25 protein-coding genes are annotated in these 26,473 nt (G+C 65.6%); 11 read left to right on the forward strand and 14 right to left on the reverse strand.

Features of this window, described 5'->3' with window-relative positions; all coding sequences use genetic code 11:
- Both ASE13_RS14520 and ASE13_RS14525 read left to right on the forward strand, forming a co-directional pair.
- Complete coding sequence (locus tag ASE13_RS14520) at positions 1–1,626, forward strand: type I restriction-modification system subunit M (protein WP_056617228.1); 1,626 nt, start codon at positions 1–3, stop codon at positions 1,624–1,626.
- Between the two features lie 10 nt (positions 1,627–1,636).
- A complete protein-coding gene (locus tag ASE13_RS14525) occupies positions 1,637–2,839 on the forward strand; it encodes a phospholipase D family protein (RefSeq protein ID WP_056617230.1) in 1,203 nt (400 codons plus the stop codon).
- A 115-nt stretch (positions 2,840–2,954) separates the two neighbouring features.
- Here ASE13_RS14525 and ASE13_RS14530 read toward each other — a convergent pair whose 3' ends face one another.
- Positions 2,955–3,722 (reverse strand): EF-hand domain-containing protein, encoded by a 768-nt coding sequence (locus ASE13_RS14530; protein ID WP_056617233.1) that lies wholly within the window; start codon positions 3,720–3,722, stop codon positions 2,955–2,957.
- A gap of 118 nt (positions 3,723–3,840) precedes the next feature.
- Between ASE13_RS14530 and ubiA the strand changes: the two genes are divergently transcribed.
- The 3 genes from ubiA to ASE13_RS14545 all read left to right on the forward strand — a co-directional run bounded on the left by ubiA (position 3,841) and on the right by ASE13_RS14545 (position 7,079).
- Complete coding sequence (gene ubiA, locus ASE13_RS14535) at positions 3,841–4,755, forward strand: 4-hydroxybenzoate octaprenyltransferase (RefSeq protein WP_056617236.1); 915 nt, start codon at positions 3,841–3,843, stop codon at positions 4,753–4,755.
- A gap of 202 nt (positions 4,756–4,957) precedes the next feature.
- Positions 4,958–6,304, forward strand: coding sequence for a TldD/PmbA family protein (locus ASE13_RS14540; RefSeq protein WP_056617239.1), 1,347 nt, complete (start codon positions 4,958–4,960; stop codon positions 6,302–6,304).
- Positions 6,297–7,079: a 3'(2'),5'-bisphosphate nucleotidase CysQ gene (locus ASE13_RS14545; protein WP_056617241.1), complete on the forward strand. Its 783-nt coding sequence runs from the start codon at positions 6,297–6,299 to the stop codon at positions 7,077–7,079. The genes ASE13_RS14540 and ASE13_RS14545 overlap by 8 nt, the downstream gene beginning before the upstream one ends.
- 68 nt (positions 7,080–7,147) lie before the next feature.
- On the opposite strand, the gene ASE13_RS14550 is transcribed toward ASE13_RS14545, so the two are convergent.
- The 3 genes from ASE13_RS14550 to ASE13_RS14560 all read right to left on the reverse strand — a co-directional run bounded on the left by ASE13_RS14550 (position 7,148) and on the right by ASE13_RS14560 (position 9,738).
- Positions 7,148–7,867 (reverse strand): hypothetical protein, encoded by a 720-nt coding sequence (locus tag ASE13_RS14550; RefSeq protein ID WP_056617244.1) that lies wholly within the window; start codon positions 7,865–7,867, stop codon positions 7,148–7,150.
- Between the two features lie 4 nt (positions 7,868–7,871).
- Positions 7,872–9,077, reverse strand: a complete 1,206-nt coding sequence (locus ASE13_RS14555; protein WP_056617247.1) for a toxic anion resistance protein — start codon at positions 9,075–9,077, stop codon at positions 7,872–7,874.
- 97 nt (positions 9,078–9,174) lie between these two features.
- Positions 9,175–9,738 carry an NADPH-dependent FMN reductase gene (locus ASE13_RS14560; RefSeq protein ID WP_056617250.1) on the reverse strand — a complete coding sequence of 188 codons (564 nt, stop codon included), beginning with the start codon at positions 9,736–9,738 and terminating at the stop codon, positions 9,175–9,177.
- Positions 9,739–9,835: 97 nt separating this feature from the next.
- Here ASE13_RS14560 and typA point away from each other — a divergent pair, with 97 nt between their 5' ends.
- Positions 9,836–11,659, forward strand: a complete 1,824-nt coding sequence (gene typA, locus ASE13_RS14565) for a translational GTPase TypA (protein ID WP_056617256.1) — start codon at positions 9,836–9,838, stop codon at positions 11,657–11,659.
- A gap of 42 nt (positions 11,660–11,701) precedes the next feature.
- Here typA and ASE13_RS14570 read toward each other — a convergent pair whose 3' ends face one another.
- Positions 11,702–12,193, reverse strand: coding sequence for a methylated-DNA--[protein]-cysteine S-methyltransferase (locus ASE13_RS14570; RefSeq protein ID WP_056617259.1), 492 nt, complete (start codon positions 12,191–12,193; stop codon positions 11,702–11,704).
- A gap of 63 nt (positions 12,194–12,256) precedes the next feature.
- The gene (locus ASE13_RS14575; protein WP_056617261.1) at positions 12,257–12,658 is read right to left on the reverse strand and encodes an EVE domain-containing protein; all 402 of its coding nucleotides are present in this window, start codon (positions 12,656–12,658) and stop codon (positions 12,257–12,259) included.
- A gap of 134 nt (positions 12,659–12,792) precedes the next feature.
- Between ASE13_RS14575 and ASE13_RS14580 the strand changes: the two genes are divergently transcribed.
- The 3 genes from ASE13_RS14580 to ASE13_RS14590 all read left to right on the forward strand — a co-directional run bounded on the left by ASE13_RS14580 (position 12,793) and on the right by ASE13_RS14590 (position 15,185).
- A complete protein-coding gene (locus ASE13_RS14580) occupies positions 12,793–13,155 on the forward strand; it encodes a hypothetical protein (RefSeq protein ID WP_056617264.1) in 363 nt (120 codons plus the stop codon).
- Positions 13,156–13,260: 105 nt separating this feature from the next.
- Positions 13,261–14,892 carry an FAD-dependent oxidoreductase gene (locus tag ASE13_RS14585; protein ID WP_235536990.1) on the forward strand — a complete coding sequence of 544 codons (1,632 nt, stop codon included), beginning with the start codon at positions 13,261–13,263 and terminating at the stop codon, positions 14,890–14,892.
- Positions 14,893–14,909: 17 nt separating this feature from the next.
- Positions 14,910–15,185 carry a DUF3297 family protein gene (locus tag ASE13_RS14590; RefSeq protein ID WP_056617271.1) on the forward strand — a complete coding sequence of 92 codons (276 nt, stop codon included), beginning with the start codon at positions 14,910–14,912 and terminating at the stop codon, positions 15,183–15,185.
- Between the two features lie 96 nt (positions 15,186–15,281).
- On the opposite strand, the gene bla is transcribed toward ASE13_RS14590, so the two are convergent.
- The 6 genes from bla to ASE13_RS14620 all read right to left on the reverse strand — a co-directional run bounded on the left by bla (position 15,282) and on the right by ASE13_RS14620 (position 21,809).
- Entirely contained in the window at positions 15,282–16,172 is an 891-nt protein-coding gene (gene bla / locus ASE13_RS14595; protein ID WP_056617275.1) for a class A beta-lactamase, read from the reverse strand.
- 106 nt (positions 16,173–16,278) lie between these two features.
- A complete protein-coding gene (locus tag ASE13_RS14600) occupies positions 16,279–17,028 on the reverse strand; it encodes an isocitrate lyase/PEP mutase family protein (protein ID WP_056617278.1) in 750 nt (249 codons plus the stop codon).
- Between the two features lie 149 nt (positions 17,029–17,177).
- On the reverse strand, positions 17,178–18,308 hold the full coding sequence (locus ASE13_RS14605) for an alpha/beta fold hydrolase (RefSeq protein WP_082596819.1): 1,131 nt from the start codon (positions 18,306–18,308) through the stop codon (positions 17,178–17,180).
- 92 nt (positions 18,309–18,400) lie between these two features.
- Entirely contained in the window at positions 18,401–19,204 is an 804-nt protein-coding gene (locus tag ASE13_RS14610) for a LytR/AlgR family response regulator transcription factor (protein WP_056617283.1), read from the reverse strand.
- Complete coding sequence (locus ASE13_RS14615) at positions 19,201–20,307, reverse strand: sensor histidine kinase (RefSeq protein WP_056617917.1); 1,107 nt, start codon at positions 20,305–20,307, stop codon at positions 19,201–19,203. Before ASE13_RS14615 ends, ASE13_RS14610 begins: the two co-directional genes overlap by 4 nt.
- Before the next feature lie 326 nt (positions 20,308–20,633).
- Positions 20,634–21,809: a hypothetical protein gene (locus ASE13_RS14620; protein WP_235536991.1), complete on the reverse strand. Its 1,176-nt coding sequence runs from the start codon at positions 21,807–21,809 to the stop codon at positions 20,634–20,636.
- 211 nt (positions 21,810–22,020) lie between these two features.
- Here ASE13_RS14620 and ASE13_RS14625 point away from each other — a divergent pair, with 211 nt between their 5' ends.
- Positions 22,021–22,455, forward strand: a complete 435-nt coding sequence (locus tag ASE13_RS14625; RefSeq protein WP_056617288.1) for a UrcA family protein — start codon at positions 22,021–22,023, stop codon at positions 22,453–22,455.
- 150 nt (positions 22,456–22,605) lie between these two features.
- Here ASE13_RS14625 and clpA read toward each other — a convergent pair whose 3' ends face one another.
- The gene (gene clpA / locus ASE13_RS14630; RefSeq protein ID WP_056617291.1) at positions 22,606–24,927 is read right to left on the reverse strand and encodes an ATP-dependent Clp protease ATP-binding subunit ClpA; all 2,322 of its coding nucleotides are present in this window, start codon (positions 24,925–24,927) and stop codon (positions 22,606–22,608) included.
- A 138-nt stretch (positions 24,928–25,065) separates the two neighbouring features.
- Positions 25,066–25,263 carry a DUF1192 domain-containing protein gene (locus ASE13_RS19540; RefSeq protein ID WP_082596822.1) on the reverse strand — a complete coding sequence of 66 codons (198 nt, stop codon included), beginning with the start codon at positions 25,261–25,263 and terminating at the stop codon, positions 25,066–25,068.
- A 78-nt stretch (positions 25,264–25,341) separates the two neighbouring features.
- Between ASE13_RS19540 and ASE13_RS14635 the strand changes: the two genes are divergently transcribed.
- Positions 25,342–26,340, forward strand: coding sequence for an NAD(P)H-quinone oxidoreductase (locus ASE13_RS14635; protein ID WP_235536992.1), 999 nt, complete (start codon positions 25,342–25,344; stop codon positions 26,338–26,340).
- Positions 26,341–26,473 lie beyond the last annotated feature (133 nt).

The following is a 26,473-nucleotide window of genomic DNA, read 5'->3' on the forward strand; positions in this document are numbered from 1 at the left end:
ATGACCGATCAGGAACAAAAGCAACTGGGCAAGACCCTGTGGGCCATCGCCGACACATTGCGCGGTGCGATGAACGCGGACGATTTCCGCGATTACATGCTGGCATTCCTGTTCCTGCGTTACCTGTCGGACAACTATGAAGCAGCTGCCGCCAAGGAACTGGGATCGGACTATCCCAAGCTGAAGCTTGAGGACAAGCGCGCGCCTTTGTCGCTGTGGTATGAAGAAACCCCCGACGACACAGAGGCCTTTGAAAAGCAAATGCGCCGCAAGGTGCATTACGTCATCCGCCCGGAATATCTCTGGACCAGTATCGCAGAGCAGGCACGCAAGCAGGACGTGGAACTGCTCGATACCCTCCAGAAAGGGCTGGAGTATATCGAGACAGAATCCTTCGCCAGCACGTTCCGGGGCCTGTTCTCGGAGATCAATCTGGCCTCGGACAAGCTGGGCAAGGTCTATGCCGAGCGCAATGCTGCCTTGTGCAAGATCATCACGGAGATCGCCAAGGGGCTGAAGGAGTTTTCAACCGACAGCGATACGCTGGGCGATGCCTACGAATATCTGATTGGCCAGTTTGCAGCCGGATCCGGCAAGAAGGCGGGAGAGTTCTACACCCCGCAATTCGTGTCGGACATCCTCTCGCAGATTGTGTCTCTTGACGGGCAGGAGCCAGCTACGGGCCAGCGCGCTCACATGGACAGCCTGATGGATTTCGCCTGCGGGTCCGGCTCGCTGTTGCTCAACGTGCGCCATCGCATGGGGGCGCACGGGATTGGCAAGATTTTCGGCCAGGAGAAGAACATCACCACCTACAACCTAGCGCGCATGAACATGCTGCTACACGGGGTGAAGGACACCGAGTTCGAAATTTTCCACGGCGACACACTGACCAACGACTGGGACATCCTGCGCGAAACGAACCCGGCCAAGATGCCGCGTTTCGATGCCGTCGTTGCCAACCCGCCGTTCAGCTATCGCTGGGAGCCCACCGAAGCGCTGGGCGAGGACGTGCGGTTCAAGAACTACGGCCTTGCGCCGAAGTCCGCCGCCGACTTCGCGTTTCTGTTGCACGGATTTCACTACCTCAAGGACGATGGGGTCATGGCCATCATCCTGCCGCACGGCGTACTTTTCCGTGGCGGCAAGGAAGCGGAAATCCGGAAGAAGCTGCTCAATGATGGGCATATCGATACCGTGATCGGCCTGCCCGCCAACCTGTTCTATTCCACTGGCATCCCCGTGTGCATCCTGGTGCTGAAGAAGTGCAAGAAGCCCGATGACGTGTTGTTCATCAACGCGGCGGAGCATTTCGAGAAGGGCAAGCGGCAAAATTACCTGGGCGACGGCAAGGACGGCAAGCCCGACCACATCGGAAAGATCGTCTCAACCTATCAATTCCGCAGCGAGGAGCCACGCTATTCCCGCCGCGTCTCGATGGAAGAGATCGAAGGCAATGACTTCAATCTAAACATCTCCCGTTACATCAGCACGGCGATGGCCGACGAGGAGATCGACCTGAGTGAGGTTCACAAGAAACTGACCGCGCTAGAGGGCGAAATTGGTGCAGCGAGGGAGCAACACAACGCCTTCCTGAACGAACTGGGTTTGCCGCCATTGCCGTAGGGAGGGGTGTGTGAAGGTTTCAGTTCTCGACGCGAAGGCGCTCCGGAAGGCGTTGCCCCGGCTCATCGCGAAGCACGACCAGATTTACATGGCGGTCGCCTGGGCACATGCTGGGTCGGTCGCCGACAAGCTCATCGAAAACAAGCACAAATTCAGGTCGGTAACGGTCGGCTTGGATTTTTGCGCTACCGATCCAGACTTTGTGGATTCGCTTCGCAAGGTGCCAAATGCCTATGTGTTCAAGCAGAGCGGGGCGTGCTTCCACCCGAAAATCTATCTATTCGTGACTGGCCAGAATGCCGAAGCGATCGTCGGCAGTGCCAATTTTACTTCCGGCGGGCTGGGCAGCAATGTCGAAGCTTGCTTGCATCTGAGCTGCGACGCTGGTGAGGCAGTAATTTCTGAGTTGCTCGCGACTTTGGAATCCTACGCGCCAGATCGACAGCCGGTCACCAAGCAACTGGCGGAGGCCTATCGGCGGCAGGCTGATATTGCTGCCAGTCGCCCTCGCCCGCCATCTCCTATTCTGCCGAGCGACAAGGCTGAATTCCAGCGGATAGACTCCGACCTCCTGAAAATGGACTGGTCGGCCTTTATGCATGAGGCGCGGAAGGACCCCAATCATCATTTCGAAACACGCATGAGGTTTTTGCGTTATCTGCAAACCCTCTTTGCCAGAGCACAGTCGTTCGACGCTCTGACCGTGTCGGAATGGAAAGCAGTCGCAGGCATCGTCCATCCGGACGCCGTCGCGGACTCCGGGCTGGAGAAATATCAAATTGGCTGGTTTGGTTCGATGCAGGGCTCCGGTTCCTTCACGAAGCTCATAGCAAATAAGGACGGCAGGATCGCAAAAGCGATTGACTGCATCCCGCGCCGAGGCCCGGTCGCGGAAAACGACTTCAACCGATTTTGCGCGTTGTTTGAATCTGCTTTTGTCGGGTCGGCCAGAGTAGGACGCACGCCAACCGCTACAAGACTGTTGGCCATGAAGCGGCCAGATACCTTCGTTTGCGTGAATAACGGGAACAAGAGTAGCTTGGCCGAAGCGCTACACTTTTCTCCATCGACATTACGGCTGGACAATTACTGGGAACGAATAATTGAGCCGATAAGGCTCGCCCAATGGTACAATGCGCCGCGTCCCGAAGGTAATGACGCAGAGGCTTGGGATGGCCGTGCAGCGCTCCTTGATGCAATATACTATCATTGATCTTTGAGCAGATGTTCGAGACCAGCCGCTCCGTGGCCACCTATCATCGGTAAAATGTGTCGTCCAAATCTCGGTTATGTTTACCACCCGGCACAAGGCCGGGGTGACGAATGTGTCAGGGGGCGTCCGGAATATCCGCCCGCGCGCCCTTGTCGTCGCCGCGCGGGCCGCGGCCGCCGAAGCCTCGGGACAATTTCGGCAGTTCGGCCTTGTCGATCTTGCCGTCGTGGTTGGTGTCGAGCATCGCGAAGCGCTGAGAGGCGGCCTTGGCGAACTCGGCTGGATCGACGCCGCGATTGAGGTTACGGTCGGCGACGGTCACCGGCTCAGGATAAGCGAGATAGCCGAAGCGCGCCGCGCCCTGCTTCATGCCGGTGCTCGGATCGCGCCCGGGACGCGGCCCGTCCTCGCCGTCGCCGCCGCCCGGGCCGCTCCCGCCGGGGGCACCGCCATGGCCATGCCGTCCACCGCCATGGCCCCGACCGCCCGGCCTGCGACCGCCGTCGCCACCGCCAAATCCGCTGGTGCGGATCTCGGGCGCGAGCACCGTCTCGTAGCGCTCCACATCGTCGGGGTCGATCTCGCCGTCCTTGCGCACGTCGAGCAGCGCAAAGAAGCGTGCGGCGTCGGCGATCATTTCATCCTCGCTGAGCGCGCCGTCATGGTTTGCATCCGCACCGTCGAACCACGCGTCTTGCGGCGCGGGACCGCCGGGCGTGCCGCGAAAGGGTTCGCCCATCGGGCTGATGAACAATGGGCCGCGATGCGGGCCGCCCGGTGGAGGACCGTCCGGACGCCATTGGCCGGGCGGCGGCGCGTCCTGCGCCCATGCGTTGCCGGTGCCCGCGAGCACGATCAGACTTCCCAACACCAATTCACGCATATCCCGCCTCCCGCGATCGAGCTTTCCGGGATTCCTGCGCGCGCTTTGTCGCAGGAATATGCCGGATTGTTGCAATCGCCCGCTTGATCTTTGTCCGGTCAGCGCGAAGGACAGGGGCATGGCCGCCGCACCCGATATCGTCCCCGACACCGAGCATCGCGGGCTGGTCGGGATGCTTCCCGCCGCCGTGCGCCCCTATGCGCTGCTCGCGCGGTTCGATCGGCCGATCGGCTGGTGGCTGCTGTTCTGGCCCGGGGCATGGGCCGTTGCGCTATCGGGAAATGCACTCGTCCGCTGGGACCTGATCCTGTGGTTCCTGCTCGGCAGCATCGCGATGCGCGGCGCTGGCTGCGTGTACAACGATATCGTCGACCGCGACCTCGATCGGCAGGTCGCGCGCACCGCCAGCCGCCCGCTCGCCCGCGGGGCGGTGTCGCTCAAGGCGGCGTGGATCTGGCTGGTGTCGCTTTGCCTGATCGGGCTGGTCGTGCTGATCCAGCTCACGCCGCTCGCGGCCGGCGTCGCGCTCGGCAGCCTTATCCTGGTCGCGGCCTATCCCTTCATGAAGCGAGTCACCTGGTGGCCCCAGGCCTGGCTCGGGCTGGTATTCTCCTGGGCGGCTCTGGTCGGCTGGGCCGAGGCACCCGATTGGGGCTGGCTGCCCGGACTGCTGCTCTATGCCGGCTGCATCTTCTGGGTGATCGGCTACGACACGATCTATGCGTTGCAGGATGTCGAGGACGATGCGCTGGTCGGGGTGCGCTCCTCGGCGCGGCGGCTTGGCAGCCATGTCCGGGGCGGTGTTACGGGCTTTTATGCCGGCGCGCTGGCATTGTGGGGCGCCGCTTTCTGGCAGCTTCGTCCCGATCCGCTCGCGCTCGCGGCGCTGCTGCCGATGGCCTTGCATCTCGGCTGGCAGGTGGTGACCCTCGTGCCCGCCGATGGCGCCAATGCGCTCCATCGCTTCCGCTCGAACCGCAATGCCGGACTGCTGATGTTCGCCGCCTGCTTCGTGGTCGGGCAGACGCTTTAGGAATGTCAGATTCCCCTCCCTGCAAGGGAGGGGTTAGGGGTGGGTAAGGAAAGGTCGGGCTCGATGCCCGGTCTTTTCTTTTTTCCACTGCGCAGCTCGTTGGGCTCGCTGACGCTCGCACCCACCCCCAGCCCCTCCCTTGCAGGGAGGGGAGTCTTTTCGTTCCATTGCACCCGGCCGACGCGGCCCCTAAGTCGCTGCGATGCTGACCGAGTCCCAAGCCTGCGAACGCGTCCACGACATCGTCGACAGGGCGCGCGCCGCGGGTGCCGATGCCTCGGACGCGGTGTTCGCCGCGGATCGTTCGCTGTCGGTTTCGGTGCGGATGGGCGCGCTCGAGGATGTCGAGCGTTCCGAAAGCGAGGAGCTGGGCTTGCGCGTGTTCGTCGGGCGGCGCTCGGCGAGCGTCTCGACTTCGGACCTCAGCAGCGAGTCGCTCGATGCGCTGGTCGAGCGTGCGATCGCGATGGCGCGGGAAGCGCCGGAAGACAGATGGGCCGGGCTCGCGCCGCAGGAGCGGCTGATGCACGGCAGCCCGCCTCTGCTCGACCTCGACGACGGTGCCAACGACGCGCCCGAAACGCTGAAGGCACGCGCGCTCGCCGCCGAGGATGCCGCGCGTGCCGTGGAGGGGGTCACCAACAGCGAGGGCGGCAGCGCGAGCGCGAGCCGCTCGGTGATGGCGATCGCCACCAGCCACGGCTTCACCGGCGCCTATGCCCAGACCGGCCACGGCATATCGGCGAGCGTGCTCGCGGGCAGCGGTGGCGCGATGGAGCGCGACCATGCCCATCACAGCGCGCGCCACGCGGCGATGCTAGAGGCCCCCGAGGCGATCGGGCGGCTGGCGGGCGAGCGCGCGGTGGCCCGGCTCGATCCCGCCAAGGTGCCGAGCGGGGCGATGCCGGTGGTATTCGATCGCCGCGTCTCGGCGGGGCTCATCGGCCATCTGCTCGGCGCGATCGGCGGTTCGTCGATCACCCGGAAAACCAGCTTCCTGCTCGATTGCCTCGGCCAGCAGATATTCGCGAAGGGCGTGACGATCTGCGACGATCCGCACCGCCCGCGCGGGCTGCGCTCGCGGCCCTTCGACGGCGAGGGGCTGCCGGTGCTGCCGATCAAGCTGGTCGATCAGGGCATGCTGGAGACCTGGCTGCTCGACAGCGCCTCGGCGCGTCAGCTCGGGCTCGAGCCGACCGGCCATGCCTCGCGCGGCATCGGCGGCGCACCGGGGGTGGCGCCGAGTAATCTCTACATGCAGCCCGGCAGCATCCCGCCCGAGACCCTGGTCGGCGAAATCGATCGCGGCATCCTCGTCACCGAGCTGATCGGGCAGGGCGTCAACGGCGTCACCGGCGATTACAGCCGCGGCGCGGCGGGCTTCCTGATCGAGAAGGGCGAGATCACGCGGGCGGTGTCCGAGATCACCATCGCGGGCAATCTGAAGGACATGTTCCTCGCGCTCACGCCCGCCAACGACCTGGAATTCCGCTATGGCATCAACGCGCCGACCTTGCGCATCGACGGGATGACGATCGCTGGTGAATGAGTCCGATCTCGCCGCCGAAGTCGCGAACATCGCCGCCGATGCGGGGCGGTTCGCGATCCGGCTGTGGAACACCGATTTCCGCCGCTGGGAGAAGTCGCCGGGCAATCCGGTGTGCGCCGTCGATCTCGAAGTCGACGGGATGCTGCGCTACCGGCTCGGCGAATTGCTTCCCGATGCCGGCTGGCTCTCCGAAGAGACGATCGACAGCGCCGCGCGGCTCGATGCCGAACGGATTTGGGTGGTCGATCCGATCGACGGGACGCGCGACTATCTGCGCGGGCGGCCGGGCTGGGCGGTATCGGTTGCGCTGGTCGAGCGCGGCAAGCCGGTGATCGGGGTGCTCGACGCGCCGGCGCGGCAGGAAGTGTGGACCGCCGAAGCCGGCAAGGGCTCCTTTCGCAACGGCGAGCGGCTGCGGGTGACCGAACGTGATCAGCTTGCCGGCGCGCGGGTGCCGGCGGACCAGCTCTCCAAGGTCGACCGGGACCTGGTGATGGTCGCCAAGCCCAATTCGATCGCGTTGCGCATCGCGATGGTCGCGGCAGGCGAGGCCGACCTGCTCGCGACGATCCGCTGGGGCAATGAATGGGACATCGCCGCGGCGGTGTTGCTCGCCAGGGAGGCCGGGGCGGCGGTGAGCGACGCGTTCGGCCGCCCGCTCGATTTCAACACCCCTGATGCGCAGGCGTTCGGGGTGTTGGCGACCTCGCCGGGCATTCACGCCGCCGCGGTGGAGCGGCTTGCCGACCGCGCGAAGGCGGGCGTCGGGGCTTAAGGCCGACTTCGACGGTTCTTCTCCTCTCCCGACGGGAGAGGGGCAATGGTGGCAATGTCGACCCGGTCTTAGGCGCTGCCCTCGTCGCCCTGATATTTGATCTGGAGATAGCGGCCGCGCGTCGCGAGCAGGTCGAGGTCGCCTTGTGCGAGCTGGGCGGACATTTCGGCGATCTCGTCGTCGATCACCTGCAGGCCCTGGGCGAGCTGCTGATCGGGCGTGAGCCCGTTGCGCTCGACCCGACGCAGCGGCTCGGGCACCCTCGCATACCCCTTGATCAGTTCAGGGAGCTGCTCGCCGACCAGCTTGCGCACTTCGCCGGCGGCCGGGGATTGCTCGTCGAGCTGCGCCAGCTGCGGGGCGAGGAACTCCAGCTTCACGCCGATCGAATCGACCAGCCCCTGCACCGGCGCGGGCAATGCCGGGCGCTGCGCATCGAGCCAATGCTCGGTGGTGCGCGGCAAAGCCTTGAGCGGCACCTGCGTCAATTGCTCGATTTCGGGAGTGCCGCCCCCCGCGGGCAGAGCTGCGAAGACGATGGTCGCGACGATCAGCAGCAATGCGACGAGCATCGCGCCCATGATCCCCAGAGGCGCGACGGCGAGCGCGAACACGATCGCGCCGGCAAGGATCGCACCGTCGGCGATCGCGATCCGGCCGACTCGCCGGACCACCTCGGCCTCACGCCGGCGGCGCAGCCTCTGGTCGGCTGCGGTCGCTGGCGCGCGGGCCCGGGAGCGCTCGATCAGCTCGTCGGCACGCGCGCGGAGGCGATCGACATCAGTCACGGGCTTACATCGCCTCCAGCTTGAACGTGTCGCTGACCGCGCCGCCCTGGTTTTGCGCGGCACCTTCGGCCCGGGCGATATAGCCCTTCGACTTCTCGACTTCGCTGGAGAGCGTGTTGACCGTGGTCTTCATGCTGTCGAGCGCCTTCAGCTTGAAGGTGTCGATCGCGTCCATCGTGTCGTAGATGTTCTGGAAGGCGCGCTGGAGCGTCTCGACGGGGATCGTCGAATTGGCGGCCTGCTCGTGGATCGCGGCGGTGTTGCTCTTGAGCAATTGCCCGGTCGAATCGATCAGCCCCGCTGTCGTCGTGTTGATCGCGGTGATCTGGTCGAGCACGAGTTTCTGGTTGGTCAGCGCCTGCGCGACGGTGACCGCAGTGCGCAGCGCGGAAACCGTCGTGGTGGAGGCGCGATCGACGCCCTTCACCAGCTCGACATTGTTCTTCTTGACGAGGTCGAGCGCCAAATAGCCCTGCACCGTCACCGCCATCTGGGTGAGCAGGTCCTGGGTGCGCTGGCGGACATAGAAGAGCGCCGTCTCGCGGATCGCCTTGGCCTTGGCGGGATCGGTGTGGTCGAGCTCGTTCGCCTTGTCCTCCAGCTTGGTGTCCATCGCCTTGGACAGATAGATCATCTGCTCGAGGCGACCCATCGCGTTCCACAGGTTCGCGCGCTCGGTGTCGATCGCGGCATTGTCCATCAGCAGCTCGTCCTTGCCGCTGGACAGGCTCTTGAGGATGCCCTGGATGTGGCTTTGCGACGACTGGTATTTGCGGAAATATTGTTTGAGCGGCGAGCCGCCGAACAGCTTCGACAGGAAGCCGTCATTGCCGCCGATCAATTTGCCGTTGCGGCCGGGATCGAGCTCTTCGACGGTTTTCCGCAGCTGGAGCAGATCGGCGCCGACGCCGGTATCGGTGCTCATTGCGCGCACTGGGCGATCGAGGAAGCGATTGGACTGGCCCGCCGCGTCGCGGATTTCCTTCTGGCCCATCGCGGCGATCGCATCGACGCGCTTGCCGAATTCGGGCGAGTTGACGTCCTGGGCGACCAGATCGTCGATGAAGCCCTCGACGCGCTTCTCGAGTTCGTTCTTCTTGGTGTCCTCGACCGGAACCAGCCCTGCGGCCTTTTCGGGCGCGACTACCTTCACCGGATCGGGCGCAGTGAGCACCAGATCCTGTTCGGCCACTGCAGTCTCGGTCGCCATTCCAAACCCTCCAAAGCTGTTGCGACCCTCATACGGGCATCGCGGCAGCTATCCAAGTGTGTCAGTTAAATAGTACACCTCGGGCCATTCGCCAAGGTCAGCGCGCTGCCTTGAGCGCGTTGCCCCACCAAAGGAGTTCGTCGAACAGATGCCTGGTCCAGCGCAGGTCCTTGTCGTCGCCCGCGAAGACGCCGTCCTTCACCTTGCCCCACACGCCCATGATGTGGACCGAGGCCTCCAGCGGCGCCATCTGCAGCTCGCGCGTCACGCAGGTCAGCAGCTCGATCGAGCGCGCGCCACCATTGCCGCCATAGCCCACGAACGTCACCGGCTTGCGGTTCCACTCGGCATAGACGAAGTCGAGCGCGTTCTTGAGCACGGCGGGCGGCCCGTGATTATATTCGGGGCAGATCAGGATATAGCCGTCGGCGCTCGCGATCTTCCCCGCCCAGCGGACCTGGAGGGGATCGGTGTAGTTCCCCTGCGCGGGTGGGTGCGCGAACGGATAGAAGGGCAGGTCCCAGTCCTTGAGGTCGATCAGCTCGCAGGCGAGGCCCTCGCGTGAGGCCGCCTGTTCGATCACCCAATTGGCGACCGGCAGCGCCATGCGCCCTTCGCGGACGCTGCCCATGATGACGAGAATGCGGAGTGGTTCGACCATGTGTTTATCCGTAGCGGCGCGAAGACTTCCCGCAACGCACAAATTGCGCTAAGGGCGCCCCGCGAAACCGCCTTTTGCGGCCAATCAGGATATACGCATGAACCTCCGCAACGTGGCGATCATCGCCCACGTCGATCACGGCAAGACCACGCTCGTCGACCAGCTCTTCCGCCAGTCCGGCACGTTCCGCGACAATCAGCGCATCGAAGAGCGCGCGATGGACTCGAACGACCTCGAGAAGGAGCGCGGGATCACGATTCTCGCCAAGTGCACCTCGGTCGATTGGGAAGGCACGCGGATCAACATCGTCGACACTCCCGGCCACGCCGATTTCGGCGGCGAGGTGGAGCGCATCCTGTCGATGGTCGACGGCGTCATCCTGCTGGTCGATTCGTCCGAAGGCGCGATGCCGCAGACCAAGTTCGTCACCGGCAAGGCGCTGGCGCTCGGCCTGCGTCCGATCGTCGTCGTCAACAAGATCGACCGTCCGGACGAGCGCATCCAGGAAGTGCTGGACGAAGTGTTCGACCTGTTCGTCAGCCTCGAGGCGACCGACGAGCAGCTCGACTTCCCCGTGCTCTACGCCTCGGGCCGCAACGGCTATGCCAACGAGTCGCCGGACCTGCGCGAAGGCACGCTGGCGCCGTTGTTCAACAAGATCATCGAGCATGTGCCGCCGCCCTCGGCCGACCCGGATGGTCCGTTCAAGTTCCTCGTGACCTTGCTCGACCGCGACAATTTCCTCGGGCGCATCCTCACCGGCCTGGTGTTCTCGGGCTCGGTCAAGACCAACCAGCCGATCCACAGCCTCGATAATGATGGCAAAGTCGTCGAGACCGGCCGCGCGACCAAGATCATGACCTTCCACGGTCTCGAGCGCGTGCCGACCGACGAAGCGCAGGCGGGCGACATCATCTCGATCGCGGGGCTGACGCACACCACCGTCTCCAACACGATCTGCGATCCCTCGGTCTCCGAGCCGCTCCACGCCCAGCCGATCGATCCGCCGACGCTGAGCATGCGTTTCGCGGTGAACGATTCGCCGATGGCGGGCCGCGAGGGCACCAAGGTCACGTCGCGCATGATCCGCGACCGCCTGTTCCGCGAAGCCGAATCGAACGTCGCGATCAAGGTCACCGAAGCCGACGATCGCGATTCGTACGAAGTCGCCGGCCGCGGCGAGCTCCAGCTCGGCGTGCTGATCGAGACGATGCGCCGCGAAGGCTTCGAACTCGGCATCAGCCGTCCGCGCGTGCTGTTCGGCACCGACGAAGAAGGCAAGAAGACCGAGCCGTACGAGACCGTGATCATCGACGTGGACGAGGAATATTCGGGCACCGTCGTCGAGAAGATGAACATCCGCAAGGCCGAGATGACCGACATGCGTCCCTCGGGCGGCGGCAAGACCCGCATCACCTTCTCGGCACCTTCGCGCGGGATGATCGGCTATCACGGCGAGTTCCTGTCGGACACCCGCGGCACCGGCATCATGAACCGGTTGTTCGAGAAATACGGGCCCCACAAGGGCAACATCGAAGGCCGCAAGAACGGCGTGCTGATCTCGAACGGCTCGGGCGAGGCCAACAGCTACGCGCTCGGCCCGCTCGAGGAGCGCGGCATCCTGTTCGTCGGGCATGGCGAGGCGCTCTACGAGGGCATGGTGGTCGGCGAGAACGCCAAGCCGGATGACCTCGAGGTCAATCCGATGAAGGCGAAGCAGCTCACCAACTTCCGCGCATCGGGCGGCAAGGACGACGCGATCCGCCTGACGCCGCCGAAGAAGATGACGCTCGAACAGGCGATCGCGTACATCGACGACGACGAAATGGTCGAAGTCACGCCCAAGTCGATCCGCCTGCGCAAACGCTTCCTCGATCCGCACGAGCGCAAGCGCGCGAGCCGGGCGAAGCAGGCGGCCTGAGTTCGAAGGGCGTCCGGAGCGATCCGGACGCCCTTTTCGTTTTCAGACGAGGACGGAGCGGTTTTCGAGCCGGAGCAGCAGTTCCTTCGCTTCCAGTCCGCCGGCGAAGCCGGTCAGTGCGCCGTTGGTGCCGATCACCCGGTGGCAGGGGGCGACGATCGAGATCGGGTTGCGGCCGTTCGCAGCACCCACCGCGCGCGAGGCGCTCGGCCGGCCGATCTGCCGGGCAATCTCGCCATAGCTGCGCGTCTCGCCGAAGGGGATCGTCAGCAGGGCGGCCCACACGCTCTTCTGGAAATCGGTGCCGCGGAAATCGAGGGGTATGCTGAAGCTGGTGCGCTCGCCGGCGAAGTAGTCGCGGATCTGGCGCTCGGCCTCGATTAGCAGTGGGTGGTCGGGCGCCTCCTCCAGCGCGCCGAGCTTGACGCGGCCGGGGCGATCATTCTCCCAGAGGATGGCGGCGAGCCCGGCATCGCTCGCCACCAAGGTCAGCGTGCCGACGGGCGAGGGCATGGTCTTGAACTTGTAGGTCATGGCAGGTCCTTTCGCCGAAGGGTCTACCCGCCGGGGCCGGCAGATGCTTCCCGCGGCTTGCGCTCAACCTTCGCCCATCTCCAGCAGCACCTGCCACTCGGCGTCGCGGACCGGAGTCACCGATAGGCGCGACTGGCGCAGCATCTCGAGGTCCTTGAGCCTTGGCTCGGCCTTGATGTCGGGGAGCGGCACCGGCTTTTTGAGCTTCTCGACCGGCTTCACCGCGACGCTCGCCCATTTGCCGTCGTCGCCGTCGGGCTGCCAGGCACGGGTGATCTCCATCACGCCGACCACGGCCTTTTCGGTGTTCGAATGGTAGAAGAATGCGCGGTCGCCCGGCCGCATGTCCTTCAGGAAATTGCGCGCGGTATAATTGCGCACGCCGTTCCATTCGGTGGCACGGTCGCGGACGAGGTCGTCCCACGAATAGGCATCGGGTTCGGAGCGGAGGAGCCAGTAAGCCATGCGGCCTATTACCGCCTAAACCGCGGCTGAACACCCGATTCCGAACCGGTTCAGCCGCGGGGCGTTAGACCTCCGACCCAAGCGCCGCGAATCGCGTTGTTTCCGAGTCCCGGCGCCCTGTTTTGGAGGAACACATGGCCAATCTCATCAAGAAGACGGTGCTCGGTACGGTCCTCGGCGCCAGTGTGCTGACTGCGGTCGCCCCCACCGCCGAAGCCCAGCGCTATCGCCGCTATCATCATCGCGACGACACCGGCACCGCGATCGTCGCGGGCATCGCAGGCCTCGCGATCGGCGCGGCGCTCGCCAGCGGGGATCGCTACGATCGCCGCTACGATTACGACCGCGATTATTATCGCGAGCGCGGCTATTATCCGACCGACGGCTATTATTATCGCGACTATTATCGCCGCCATCGCGGCTGGGACCGGTGCTACACCCGCCGCGTCTGGGATCCCTATCTCGATCGGCCGGTGCGCGTGCGCTACTGCAACTGACGGGCGCCGCGGCGCAAGCGGACGAGCGGTGCGGGCTGCGGTCCGCACCGCTCTTCGCATGTGCGGCGAAACGGTTAGACTGGCGTCATGGGACATGATTCGCCAGTGCAACGACCCGATCCCTCCGATCCGTATCAGCGCGAGGCGCAGACCTTTCCGTCGCTGTCGGACGAGATGGCCGCGCGCGTCGCTTCGTTCGGCGCCGAGGAAGTGTTGGCGGACGGCACCGCGCTGTTTCGCCGAGGTGATCGCAGCGTCGACTTCTTCCTGTGCCTCGGCGGCGCGATCGAGATCGTCGATACCGATGTGAGCGGCCGCGAATGCGTCGTCCACACGCACGTGCCGCGCCAGTTCACCGGCGAGCTCGATCTGTTCAACGACCGGACGATCCTCGTCACCGGCCGCGCCCGCGGTGAAACGCGCGTGGTGCGGGTCGGCCGCGCCGAGTTCCGGCGGATGATGGCGGCCGAGCCCGATATCGGCGAGATCGTCATGCGCGCCTTCATCCTGCGCCGGATGGGCATGCTGCGCCACGGCACCGCGGGCGTGGCGCTGGTCGGCCCCGCGCACGCCGCGGATACCGCGCGGATCGAGACCTTCCTGTCGCGCAATGCCTTGCCGCATCGCCGGATCGATACCGAGACCGATGCCGACGCCGCGGGCTTCCTCGAATGCTTCGCGCTCACCGACGCCGATCTGCCGGTGGTCGTCGCCGAGGGACGGGCGCTGCGCAACCCGAGCAACGCCCAGCTCGCCGACGCGCTCGGGATCGCCTCGGCCGTGGACCCCGAGCATGTCCACGACGTCGCCGTGGTCGGCGCCGGGCCGGCTGGGCTGGCATCGGCGGTCTATGCCGCGTCCGAAGGGCTCGACACGATCGTGATCGAGTCGGTCGCCCCCGGCGGTCAGGCGGGGACGAGCTCGAAGATCGAGAATTATCTCGGCTTCCCGACCGGCATCTCGGGGCAGGCGCTCGCCGGCCGCGCGCAGGTCCAGGCACAGAAGTTCGGCGCGCGGCTACTCGTGTCGCGCAGCGCCGCGGGGATCGATTGCGACGCGCGGCCCTATGTCGTCCATCTCGACGACGGCGCGACCTTGAAGGCGCACGCGGTGGTGGTCGCGACCGGCGCGCGCTACCGCAAGCTCGATCTGCCGCGCTACGAGGAGCTCGAGGGCAACGGCATCTATTACGCCGCAACTGCGATGGAGGCTGGCCTCTGCGCCAGCCAGACCGCCGTGGTGATCGGCGGCGGCAATTCGGCGGGGCAGGCGGCGATCTACCTCTCGCGGACGGCGGGACATGTCCACATGCTCGTCCGCGGCCCCGGCCTCGCCGCGACGATGTCGCGTTACCTGATCGATCGGATCGAGGCCTCGGACCGGATCACGCTCCATCCCTTCACCGAAGTGACCGAGCTCGAGGGCGACAAGCATCTGCGCGCGCTGACCTGGACGAATCGCCGCAGCGGGGCGAGCGAGCGGCACGACGTCGGCGCGCTGTTCGTAATGATCGGTGCGCAACCGAACACCGACTGGCTCGACGGCTGCGTCGAACTCGACACCGCGGGATTCGTGAAGACCGGTTCGGGGGAGACCTTCTTCTGCTCCTCGGCGCACGGCATCTTCGCGGTGGGCGACGTGCGCTCGGGATCGGTCAAACGGGTCGCCTCCGGGGTGGGCGAGGGATCGGTCGTGGTCTCGGCGATCCACCGTTATCTTGAAAGCGTCGCGCAATAGCGGCAAAGGGCGCGACCATGAGCGACACTCCTCCCGACCGCCTGTCGGTCAATCCGAAGAGCCCCTATTTCCAGCGCGAGCTGCTCGAGCGGGGTATCGGCATCCGCTTCAAGGGCCATGAGCGCCGCGACGTCGAGGAATATTGCATTTCCGAAGGCTGGATCCGCGCGGCTCTGGGCAACAAGATGGACCGCAAGGGCCAGCCGCTGACGATCAAGCTGACCGGCCCGGTCGAGGCATGGTTCGAGCGCCCTGCCGAGGGCGAGGCGGCCGCGGAAGACGCCGAGGGCTGATTGATTGGGCTTCGACCCGGAACAAGGTCGGGCTTTTCGGCTTTCAAATATCCTCGCCGTCACCCCCGCGAAAGCGGGGGTGACGGCATATTGTAATCATCCCATCGCCGTCACAATCGCGCGCCCGATACCGGCATGCAGCGGGCGGCGCTTCTCGAATTCCAGTGTGCTGCCGGTGATGTAGCTCGCCACGACCAGCGGCGCGCGCCGCGGGGGCCAGACCATCGCGACCAGATTGTCCGTGCCATATCCGCCGGCACCGGTCTTGTCGGCGACGGTCCAACCGGCCGGAAGCCCCGCGCGCAGGCTGTTGCGGCTGGTGCGGGTGTCCTTCATCCAGCCGGTCAGTTGCGCGCGGCCGGCGGGCGCCAGCGCGTTGCCGAGCAACAGGCGTCGCGCCAGGCCGGCCATCGCCACGGGCGTGGTCGTGTCGCGAACGTCGCGGGGGCGCGCTTCGCCCATCTCGGTCTCCCAGCGGTCGAGCCGCGTCGCGGGATCGCCGACGCTCCGCAGCCACCTAGTGAAGCCGGACGGACCGCCGATCGTGCGGAGCAGCAGATTGGCGGCGCTGTTGTCGCTGACGGTGATCGTCGCATGGCAGAGTTCGGCGATGCTCGCGCTGCCGCCGACGCGCGCCTCGCAAAAGGGCGAGTTGGCGACGATATCGGCCGCGGCGACGGGAATGGGCCGCGCGAGCGTTTCGCGCTTCCGCTCGACCTGCTTGAGGATCAGCCCGGCCAACGCGAACTTGAAGGTGCTGCACATCGGGAAGCGTTCGGCTCCACGCCGGCCGAAGCGCTCGCCCGAGCCGGTGTCGATTATCGCCAGACCCAGCCGGCCGCCGCTCGCCTGTTCGACCGCCGCGACCGCCCTGCGAAATTCCGGACCGAAGCGCTTGGGCGCGATCCGATCGGGCTCTGCCGCTGCCGCTGCCGCAGTCGCCACAACCGCGCAGCCACTGGCCCAAAGAAATGTGCGCCTGTCCATCCATGCATCTCCCTTCCGCCGCTTGATGCCGTCGAGGGCAGGGGATGCGCAAAGGATCAAATCTCGCCGGAGCCATGAGAGGAATTCATGGCTCCGGCGAATCCGATCACTCCGCGAAAGCCGTCCGCGCCGCGTCCTCGAAGGCCTTGAGCGCCAGCATGTGCGGGAAGGGGCCGTGGCTGATACGCGCCACGCCGGCCGCGGCGACCGCCTCGGCCGAGGGCGCACCGGGAAAGGCCATGAAGTTCACCGGCAGCGGAGAGGCGGCGCAGACCTTCGCCAGCAGGTCGAGGTCCGCCAGCCCGGGCACGAAGAAGCCGCTGGCACCGGCCTCGGCATAGGCATGTGCGCGCTCGATCGCGGCGTCGGCCTTGGCCTGATCGTGAGTGTCGGGCTTGGCCTGCAGGAAAATGTCGGTCCGCGCATTGAGGAAGAAGTCCGGCCCGGCGCCGCGGCGCGCGGCGGCGACCCGTCCGGCCTGCACCGCGACGGCATGCATGCCCTCGCCGCCGATCACCTGATCCTCGAAATTGCAGCCCACGGCGCCGGTGGCGACAAGGGCGGCCATGTTGCCGGCAAGGGCTTCTTCGTCGGTGGCGTAGCCGCCCTCGAAATCGATCGTCACCGGCAGTTCCACCGCCGCAACGATGCGCTCCGCATTGGCGAGCGCCAGCACGATCGGCAGGCCTTCGGCGTCGTCCACGCCGTGCGCGGTGGCGACCGAGGCGCTTCCCGTGGCGATCGCTTTTGCCCCGGCGCGCTCGGCCACCTTCGCCGATCCGGCGTCCCAGACGTTGAACAGGATGAGTGGCTTTCCGGGGACGTGCAGCGCTGCGAATGATTCGAACTTCGTCATGTGAATTTCTCCCGATGTTCCCTGCTTGTTCTAGGCGGCATGCCCGACCGAGGCTAGATCGCGGACTTCAATTTTTTCGTCATCCCGCCTTCGCGGGGATGACGGTGATGGGGTTGATCTCGGGCGATGCGCCGGATCGGACGAACGCGTCAGATCCTGCCGCAGTCACTCGGAGCGGCGGCCCTGGCGAAGCGGGCGTCGATCCAGTCGAGCGTGGCCCCAGCGCTATCCGTCGCGCTGGTCTCGTGGCCCTTGCCCGTGATCGCGATGTAGCGCAGCCGGGCGCCGTTGCCGCACATCCGGCGCGCGAAGCTCCGGGTCACGTCGGGTGCGACGATCATGTCCTTGGGGTTCTGTGCGATCAGCAGCGGCACGCCATAGGGCCGCGCCGCGGGGCTATTCTCGCGCGCGAGCCGCGCCCAGGGCTGGAGATGGCCGAGATCGACATTCTTCAATGCGCTGCGCAGCGATACCGCGCCCAGCATGGTGCCGAGCCGGAGCTTCGCGCCGGGCTGCAGGCAATTGTTGCGCGCGAGGCGGGTGATCACCCCTTGGGTCGTGCGGTTGCCGAGCGTCGAGAGCGGTGCATCGAAATGGCGCGACCAGCTATAGGCGACGAAGGCGGTCAGGAAGGCGCGGACGGTCGGGTTGCCGCCGCCGCGCAGATTCTCGACCAGGTCGGTCGGCGGTGCGGCGGCGGCTACCCCGAGGAGGTGTAGTTCGGGCGCATAGGCGCGGGCGAGCTGGCCGGTCCACAACGCGGCATGACCGCCTTGCGATTCGCCCCAGACCGCGAAGCGGGCGCCCGCTCCGGCGCCGGGGATGGCACGCGCCGAGCGTATCGCGTCGAGTACCGAATGCGCGGTGTCGGCGCCGCCGAGATAGGGGTGCGGCATCGAGGTGCCGAGCCCGGGATAGTCCGGCGCGACGACGACATAGCCGCGGCGGATCGCCTCGTTCAGCCCCGGCGTCCAGGCGAAGAACTTCTCGTGCAGCGACGGCGCGCAGCGCTCGACCACGCCCGAAGTGCCATGGGCCCAGGCCAGCACCGGCCGCGGTGTCGCCGGCCGTGCATTGCGCGGTGCGATCACCATCCCGGTGACTTCAATGGGGGCGCCGCGATCGCTAGTGGTCCAGTAGCGGACCCGCCAGGCCTGCATCCCCGCCGGAGCGGCGGCGACCGGCTCGGCCGCACTCAGCGACCCCGCCGATTGGGCGAGCGCCTGCCCATGCGACAACATCAACGACAGCGCCGCAGCGATCGTCCGGACAGCCCTCATCGCGCATCCTCCTGCGACGGCGGACGCGACCCCCTTGCCGTGCCCTACCGTTCAGCCCGTGACGGAGCCAGGCTTCGCGGGGCTGCCCCGCATCAGTGCACGAAGCGTGCGACCACGTCACGATAGGAGCGGCTGACCTTCACTGACGCGCCCGAATCGAGCACGAGGAAGCATTCGCCATTGGTGTGCGGCTTGACCTGTCGGACCAGGTCGAGATTGACGATCGTCGAGCGGTGGACGCGCTGGAAGCGGCGCGGGTCGAGCCGCTTCTCGAGGTCCTTCATCGTCTCGCGCAGGATCAGCGTGTTGTCGCCGGTATAGATACACATGTAATCGCCGGCGGCGTCGATCCGCTCGATCGTGTCGACGTCGACGCGGAAGATCTGCCCGCGATCCTTGATGTTGATGAGCTTCTCGAAGCGGTTCGAGGCCATTTCGGTGGTGTCGGACGTCGCCATCTCGTCGGCCGTCTCGGGGGCGACTTCGGCGAGCACTTCCTTGAGGCGATCGACTTCCTCGACGCCGCGCTTCTCGGTCAGCCGCTGGCGGACGCGGTCGAGCGTGTCGGCGAGCCGCGAAGGCTCCACCGGCTTCATCAGATAGTCCATCGCCTGCGCCTCGAAGGCGCGGATGGCGTGGTCCGAATAGGCGGTCACGAACACGAAGAGCGGCGGTTCGACTTCCATCAGCCCCTGGACGACGGAAAAGCCGTCGAAGCCGGGCATCTGGATGTCGAGGAATACGAGATCGGGTTTGTGGGTCTTGATTGCGCGGATGGCCTCTCGGCCGTTGGAGCATTTGTCGATGATTTCGACATCCTCATGCTCCTGCAGGCGGAGCTCGAGCCCCTGGATCGCCAAGGGTTCGTCGTCAACGAGGATGGTACGGATGGTCATGCGGCCTCTCGGTTCGGTTCCTCAAGCTGGAACGGTATCTCGATCTCAACGCTGAAACCTTCCCCAAGTTTCGTTCGTGTTTCGAAACGATGGTCCGGCCCGAAAGCCTGCGCCAGTCGCTCCCTTATGTTGGCGAGCCCCACGCCGGTTGACAGAGTCGGCCGTGGCTTGCTTTCGATCAATCCTGGACCGGTGTCGGATACGGCGATCTGCACTCGTTCTCCGGTGAGCCGAGCCGTGACGGTGATATCGGCGCCCTCCTCCTGCGGCGTGACGGCATATTTGATCGCGTTTTCGACCAGAGGCTGGAGCAGCAGCGACGGAAGGCGCGCATTGGCGCAGCGCGGATCGATGTCGAAATGGGTACGCAGCCGCTCGTCGAAACGCATCTTCTCGATCTCGAGATAGAGCTTGAGCGTTTCGATCTCCTGGCTGAGCGTGACGTGCGCGGTCGGCTCGTTCGCCAGCGTGTAGCGCAGGAACGACGACAGGCGGCTGAGCATGACGTTGGCGCGTTCGGTCTGCTTGAGGAGCACCAGCGTCGAGATCGAATTGAGCGTGTTGAACAGGAAGTGCGGATTGAGCTGGTAGCGCAGCATCGCCAGCTGCGCCGACGAGGCCTGGTTCTCGAGCAATTGCATCTGATCGATCTGCTGCTCGACGATCAGGTAGAAATTGATCCCGAAATACAGCGCCGACCAGCCGGCGAGCACCGTGAAGTTGAGGAAGAGATAGCCGAACACGCGGCTGAGCGTGACGCCCGGATCGGCCGCGGTGAACGAGAAGGTGAAGGCTTCGAGCACCGCATAGATCAGGGTTGCGGCGCCGAGCGTGGCCAGGGTCAGCAGGATGCCGGTGATCCGCGGCAGCCGACGATAATAGCCGTACAGCGTCGAGAGCAGCAGCGTCAGGCAATAGCCCACGATCGCCTCGATGATCGACTTGATGATGCCTTCGACCGAGAAGCCGTTCGAGATCGACGAGACCGTGCGCAGCAGCAGATAGCCGCTCCACCCCGCCGCCTGAAGAATCCAGAAAGCCCGGCTCTTGTCCTCGAAAAAGGGGCGCGCGAACATGCCGGGCTGGGCAGTCGATCGCGGCATCAGCCGCTTCGCGGATTGCTCTGTCGTAGCCACGCGGTTGCTCTAACACTCAGGATGAGCGACGGCAAAGAGGGAGCGTATCGACATTCAGCTGCACAGCTCCCCTCCCTGCAAGGGAGGGCAGGGGGTGGGTGCGAGCGTAGCGAGCCCATCGAGATGCTAGGAAGAGAAGGAAAGGCCGGTCATCGAACCCGGCTTTCCTTACCCACCCCTAACCCCTCCCTTGCAGGGAGGGGAACTGAATGGCGAAACTGCCCGGCCCCCTCCGTCGCGCTACGCGCGCCACCTCCCCCGCTTCGCGAGGGAGGATTTTGGGGACGCAGTCCTCAGCAGCCTACGCCGGCGGCCTTTTTGAGCATGCCGCCCAAGCCCTTGGGCTTGCACGGCTTCTTCGCGGCGTCCGGCTGCGCGCCATCCTCTTCTTGCCCGCGGCCGCCCAGCATGTCCGACATGCTCGGCATGCCGGGCATGACGGTCGCCATCGAGCGATAGCGGACCTTGGCGGTCCATTTCGGCTTCCACGCGATCTTCGGATCCCTCGGCCGTTCGGGAAACGCGAAGTTCGCCTCGGGGCCATAAGCGTAGACGAAGCCCATCATCATCTCGCCCGCGGCCTTCTTGACCTCGGCGGGGACGGTGCAGCTGGTCTGCGTGGGCGGCATCACGATCTTCTGGCCGATCAGCCGCGCGACGGTCGCGGGCGCGAGCCAGCTCCACAGTCCGCCGCCGAATTCCTGGCTTGCCGACGAGCTCCACCACACCATGTCGGCACCGTTCTGACCCATGTCCTTTCCGCCCATCACCCAGGCGTGATAGCCGGTGGCGTTGCCGAGGCCCTGCCAGTTCAGGCCGGTCGAACCGTCGGGATTGCCGCTGGTGCGCACGCGCAGCCCCGCCATGAAGTCCTGGTCGAGGCCGAAGGCGATCTCGGGACTGTAGGTGCCGGCTATCCGGTGCTGGCCGATCAGCGAGGATTGGCCGCTGATGTTCCTGCTCTTCAGGCTGTTGGGCCATTGGCCGAAGCTGCGGCTGTTGGCGACCGTCGGCCCCATGTCCGCAGGCACCCTGGTCGAGAACAGTCCCGGAGGCATCTGCCCCTTGGCCACCCTGGCGAAGTCGATCACCACCGGCTGCCCCGGCCCCGCTTTGGCGCCACAGCCCCAATAGAGCAGCAGCCGGCCCTTGGGGCGCTGGAAATTGGCGGGCATCTCCTCGCCGGTGCTGCGCGTCGGCGATTCGAGCGGCACCGAGGCGCCGAGCCTCGCGCCCGCGGGCATGAAGTGATCCGCCTTGGGCGCGCCGGTCGGCGCCAGCCGCGAGCCGAGCCGCAGCGTCAGTTCGCGGCGATCGCCCTGGCCCATCATCCCGGCGACCGTGCCGACATCCATCACATAGCGCGCCTCGGGTGCGGCATCGCCGCCCTGCGCGATCACCGCGCTTCCCGCCATCAGCGTACCCGACAACGTCCCCGCGACGAGCAGCCGCATCCTTACCCTGTTCATCGCGAAATCCCCCTGGCGGACGGTCCCTCGTCCGGAAAGCGCGGGCCACTGCGCGGCGCAACGAGTCATATGCCGTGAAAGCAACATACCGGCCCATGCGACGCGGTCATGTCCAGGAATGGGACAAAAGGGCGTTTCGGTCCGGTGCGACCCGGGGGCTCTTGAAGCGTTGTGGCACCGTTATGATCCAGCATCGTCCGGGGATCAAGCCATGCGAATCCTGCTCTGCCTTTCCGCCGTCTGCACGCTCCTCGCTCCCGCTGCCGAGGCGCGCGACTGGCGGGACCGCGAGTGGCGCTCGATCCGCGTCGACGCCTCCGCGCTCGATCTTTCGATGCCCGCGGGGATGGACGAACTCTCGCGCCGGATCGGCCGCGCCGTGAACCGGATCTGCGGAAGCGACCGGGACTGCCGGGACGAGGCCTGGGCGAGCACCGAGGACCAGGTCGCCTGGGCGATCGATCGCGACATGTGGATGCGCCGCATGGCCGAGGAGCGGATGGCGCAACTGGAGGAATGCCGCTGGCGGGACTGCGATGCGCCGCAGCCGGCATATTATCCGGCCCCGCCGCCGCCATTGTCCACGAGCGGCGTCACGGTGGTGATCGTCCACAACGCCGCGCCGGCGGTGGTCTACCGGTACTGAGCCATCTCCGTCATCCCGGCGAAAGCCGGGATCTCATGCCGCATCGCGTCTTCGCCTGAGATCCCGGCTTTCGCCGGGATGACGATTGGGCACAAAAGAAACGGGCCCGGGGGAAGCCCCCGAGCCCGTAGTCTTTCGCAGAAGCGGCGCCTATTTGGCCGCGACCTTTTCCGTCTTCTTGCCGCCGCCCTTCTTGGGCTTGGGCGCGGCGGGGATCGTCTCGAAGACGAGTGCCCCGTCCTTGAGCTTCACATTGACCTCGCCGCCATGGACGAGCTTGCCGAACAGCAGTTCCTCGGCGAGCGGCTGCTTGATCTTCTCCTGGATCAGGCGGCCCATCGGCCGCGCGCCATAGAGCTTGTCATAGCCGCGCGCGGTGAGCCAGGTCTTGGACTCGTCGTCGAGCTGGATGTGGACGCCGCGATCCGCCAGCTGCAATTCGAGCTGGAGGATGAACTTGTCCACCACCCGCGCGACCACCTCGGTCGGCAGGTAATCGAACGGCACGATCGCATCGAGGCGGTTGCGGAATTCGGGCGTGAAGAGCTTCTTCACGGCCTCTTCCTGGACGTCCTCGCGCGTGCTTTCGCCGAAGCCGATCGACTCCTTGGCCATGTCCGACGCGCCGGCATTGGTGGTCATGATCAGGATCGTGTTCCTGAAATCGACCGTCTTGCCGTGGTGATCGGTGAGCTTTCCGTTGTCCATCACCTGCAACAGGATGTTGAACAGGTCCGGATGCGCCTTCTCGATCTCGTCGAGCAGCAGCACCGAATGCGGCTGCTGGTCGACGGCGTCGGTGAGCAGCCCGCCCTGGTCATAGCCGACATAGCCCGGAGGCGCGCCGATCAGGCGGCTGACGCTGTGCCGTTCCATATATTCCGACATGTCGAAGCGCTGGAGCGGGATGCCGAGGATCTCGGCGAGCTGGCGCGCGACTTCGGTCTTGCCGACGCCGGTGGGGCCCGAGAACAGGTAATTGCCGATCGGCTTGTCCGGATCGCGCAAACCGGCGCGCGACAGCTTGATCGCCGAGGAAAGAACCTCGATCGCCTTGTCCTGCCCGAACACCACGCGCTTGAGATCGGTCTCGAGATTGGCGAGCACGCGGGTGTCGTCGGACGAGACCGACTTGGCCGGAATGCGCGCCATCGTCGCGATGACCTGCTCGATCTCCTTGGGCGTGATCACCTTCTTGCGCTTGCTCGGCGCCACCAGCATCTGCATCGCGCCGACTTCGTCGATCACGTCGATCGCCTTGTCGGGCAGCTTGCGGTCATTGATGTAGCGCGCGCTGAGTTCCACCGCCGACTTGATCGCATCGGGCGTGTATTTGACGTGGTGGTGCCCTTCGAAGGCGCTCCGCAGCCCGGCGATGATCTTGATCGTGTCCTCGATCGTGGGTTCGTTGACGTCGATCTTCTGGAAGCGCCGGAGCAAGGCCCGGTCCTTCTCGAAATGGTTGCGGAATTCCTTGTAGGTGGTCGAGCCGATGCAGCGGATCGTGCCGCCCGACAAAGCCGGCTTGAGCAGGTTCGACGCGTCCATCGCGCCGCCGCTGGTCGCGCCGGCACCGATCACGGTGTGGATCTCGTCGATGAACAGGACCGCATGGGGCAGCTTCTCGAGTTCGTTGACGACTTGCTTCAGCCGCTCCTCGAAATCGCCGCGATAGCGCGTGCCGGCGAGCAAAGCGCCCATGTCGAGCGAATAGATCACGGCTTCCTTGAGCACGTCGGGCACTTCGCCCTCGACGATTTTCCGGGCCAGCCCTTCCGCGATCGCGGTCTTGCCCACACCGGGATCGCCCACATAAAGCGGGTTGTTCTTGCTGCGGCGGCAGAGGATCTGGATCGTGCGGTCGACTTCGGGGCCGCGGCCGATCAGCGGGTCGACCTTGCCGGCCTTCGCCTTCTCGTTGAGGTCGACGGTGAACTGCTTGAGCGCGCTCTCGCTTTTGCCCGATTTGGTCTCGGACTTGGCCGATTTCTCTTCCTCGGCGCCCTTGGGGGTCGAGGCTTCGCCGGGTGTCGAGCCCTTGCCGACGCCGTGGCTGATGAAGCTCACCGCGTCCAGCCGGCTCATGTCCTGCTGCTGGAGGAAATAGACGGCATAGCTCTCGCGTTCGCTGAACAAGGCGACGAGCACGTTCGCGCCGGTCACTTCGTCGCGGCCCGAGGACTGGACGTGGAGGATCGCGCGCTGGACGACGCGCTGGAAGCCGCTGGTCGGCGACGGGTCGGTCGACTGCTCGACCTTCAGCGCCTCGAGCTCGGTGTCGAGATAATGCGCTACGGTGTTCTTGAGGTCGTCCAGTTCGACGCCGCACGCGCTCATCACCTTGGAAGCGTGTTCGTCGTCGACGAGTGCCAGCAGGAGATGCTCGAGCGTCGCATATTCGTGGCGGCGGGAGGACGCGGCCTCCAGTGCCTTGTGCAGGGTCGATTCGAGGGCGGAGGCGAAACTAGGCATTCGGATACAACTCCAGGGGGCCCGAAAGGATACACGGCCCGTTTCCCATTATGTCGGGATGGCTGAGCCCCGCATCAAGCGCACTGCCCTCGCACCGGAGAAATCTGGCGTGTCGCCCCAGCTCCGGTGCCGTCACGCTCATCTCTTAAATAGAGCGTCGGCGCTTGCGCGGTGGTTAACGGCATGTTTAATTTTACTTTTGCAGCGCGCGATTTCGGCCTCGAGCAATGCGATGCGCTCGTCCAGCTCGTCCACCGAAAGCGGATCGAGGTCCTGCTTGCCCAATTGGGCGGCGAGATCGTCCTTGCGACGCGGAAGGTTTTCGTCGGCCTCCATCGAAGCGAACGTTGACCCTGGCAGGGGCGATGTCAATAAGGCCTCGGGTTTCTACCGAGGGCGAAAAGCGATCAACCGATGACCATGCCCGAAACGATGCTGGCCATCGATCCCGAAGCGCCCGGCGGTCCCGAAGTCCTGGTCCCCGTTCGCCGGCCGGTGCCGGTGCCCGGCGCGGGCGAGGTGCTGATCAAGGTCGCCGCCGCGGGGGTCAATCGGCCGGAAGTGATGCAGCGCATGGGACTCTATCCCCCGCCGCAGGGCGCGCCAAGGATTCTGGGCATGGAAGCCGCGGGCGAGATCGTGGCGATCGGCGCCGAGGTCGCCCGCGAGATGATCGGCCAGCCGGTATGCGCATTGGTCACCGGCGGCGCCTATGCTGAATATGTCGTGGCGCCGCTCGGCCAGTGCCTGTCCGTTCCGGCGGCGCTTTCGATGATCGAGGCGGCGGCGATGCCCGAGACGCTGTTCACCGTGTGGACCAACGTGTTCGAGCGCGCTTATGCCGCCGATGGCGACTGGATCCTCGTCCATGGCGGCACCAGCGGCATCGGCACCATGACGATCGCGCTGGCGCGGCTGTTCCATTTGACGGTGCTGGTCACCGCCGGTTCGGACGCGAAGTGCGAGGCCGCACGCAAGCTGGGGGCGGCCGACGCGATCAACTACAGGACCGAGGATTTCGTCGAGCGGGTCATGGATATCACCGGCGGCCGCGGCGTCGACGTGGTGCTCGACATGATCGGCGGCGATTATCTGCCGCGCAACCTGAAGTGCCTTGCCGAGGAGGGGCGGCACGTCTCGATCGCCGTCCAGCGCGGCGCCGAAGTGACGATCCCGATCTGGGAAGTGATGCGCAAGCGGCTGGTGCTCACCGGATCGACGCTGCGTCCGCGCGATACGACGTTCAAGAGCCTCGTCGCCGACGAATTGACCCGAACCGTATGGCCCCATGTCGAGCAGGGACGGCTCAAGCCGGTGATCGATTCGACCTTCCCGCTGACACAGGCTTCGGAGGCGCACCGCCGGATGGAATCGGGCGAGCATATCGGCAAGATCGTGCTGACATTGGAGTAGCGCCTTCGCACCTCCTCCGTCACCCCCGCGAAAGCGGGAGCCCATCTCGTGCAGGAGTCGACCATACCACAGCTGTGGCGTGCGTGGATGATCCGGGAGATGGGCCCCCCGCTTTCGCGGGGGTGACGTCTGG

This window comes from Sphingomonas sp. Root241 (genome assembly GCF_001428865.1).
GTDB lineage: Bacteria > Pseudomonadota > Alphaproteobacteria > Sphingomonadales > Sphingomonadaceae > Sphingomonas.

Excerpts from the sequence above, each read along its gene's own strand:
- ASE13_RS14580 (WP_056617264.1), top strand. The coding sequence starts at position 12,793 with ATGGCCAATCTCATCAAGAAGACGGTGCTCGGTACGGTCCTCGGCGCC.
- ASE13_RS14575 (WP_056617261.1), bottom strand. The coding sequence starts at position 12,658 with ATGGCTTACTGGCTCCTCCGCTCCGAACCCGATGCCTATTCGTGGGAC.
- ubiA (WP_056617236.1), top strand. The coding sequence starts at position 3,841 with ATGGCCGCCGCACCCGATATCGTCCCCGACACCGAGCATCGCGGGCTG.
- ASE13_RS19540 (WP_082596822.1), bottom strand. The coding sequence starts at position 25,263 with ATGGAGGCCGACGAAAACCTTCCGCGTCGCAAGGACGATCTCGCCGCC.
- ASE13_RS14520 (WP_056617228.1), top strand. The coding sequence starts at position 1 with ATGACCGATCAGGAACAAAAGCAACTGGGCAAGACCCTGTGGGCCATC.
- ASE13_RS14540 (WP_056617239.1), top strand. The coding sequence starts at position 4,958 with ATGCTGACCGAGTCCCAAGCCTGCGAACGCGTCCACGACATCGTCGAC.
- ASE13_RS14625 (WP_056617288.1), top strand. The coding sequence starts at position 22,021 with ATGCGAATCCTGCTCTGCCTTTCCGCCGTCTGCACGCTCCTCGCTCCC.
- ASE13_RS14620 (WP_235536991.1), bottom strand. The coding sequence starts at position 21,809 with ATGAACAGGGTAAGGATGCGGCTGCTCGTCGCGGGGACGTTGTCGGGT.
- typA (WP_056617256.1), top strand. The coding sequence starts at position 9,836 with ATGAACCTCCGCAACGTGGCGATCATCGCCCACGTCGATCACGGCAAG.
- ASE13_RS14600 (WP_056617278.1), bottom strand. The coding sequence starts at position 17,028 with ATGACGAAGTTCGAATCATTCGCAGCGCTGCACGTCCCCGGAAAGCCA.
- ASE13_RS14530 (WP_056617233.1), bottom strand. The coding sequence starts at position 3,722 with ATGCGTGAATTGGTGTTGGGAAGTCTGATCGTGCTCGCGGGCACCGGC.
- bla (WP_056617275.1), bottom strand. The coding sequence starts at position 16,172 with ATGGACAGGCGCACATTTCTTTGGGCCAGTGGCTGCGCGGTTGTGGCG.
- ASE13_RS14555 (WP_056617247.1), bottom strand. The coding sequence starts at position 9,077 with ATGGCGACCGAGACTGCAGTGGCCGAACAGGATCTGGTGCTCACTGCG.
- clpA (WP_056617291.1), bottom strand. The coding sequence starts at position 24,927 with ATGCCTAGTTTCGCCTCCGCCCTCGAATCGACCCTGCACAAGGCACTG.
- ASE13_RS14590 (WP_056617271.1), top strand. The coding sequence starts at position 14,910 with ATGAGCGACACTCCTCCCGACCGCCTGTCGGTCAATCCGAAGAGCCCC.
- ASE13_RS14635 (WP_235536992.1), top strand. The coding sequence starts at position 25,342 with ATGACCATGCCCGAAACGATGCTGGCCATCGATCCCGAAGCGCCCGGC.
- ASE13_RS14610 (WP_056617283.1), bottom strand. The coding sequence starts at position 19,204 with ATGACCATCCGTACCATCCTCGTTGACGACGAACCCTTGGCGATCCAG.
- ASE13_RS14560 (WP_056617250.1), bottom strand. The coding sequence starts at position 9,738 with ATGGTCGAACCACTCCGCATTCTCGTCATCATGGGCAGCGTCCGCGAA.
- ASE13_RS14605 (WP_082596819.1), bottom strand. The coding sequence starts at position 18,308 with ATGAGGGCTGTCCGGACGATCGCTGCGGCGCTGTCGTTGATGTTGTCG.
- ASE13_RS14615 (WP_056617917.1), bottom strand. The coding sequence starts at position 20,307 with ATGCCGCGATCGACTGCCCAGCCCGGCATGTTCGCGCGCCCCTTTTTC.
- ASE13_RS14570 (WP_056617259.1), bottom strand. The coding sequence starts at position 12,193 with ATGACCTACAAGTTCAAGACCATGCCCTCGCCCGTCGGCACGCTGACC.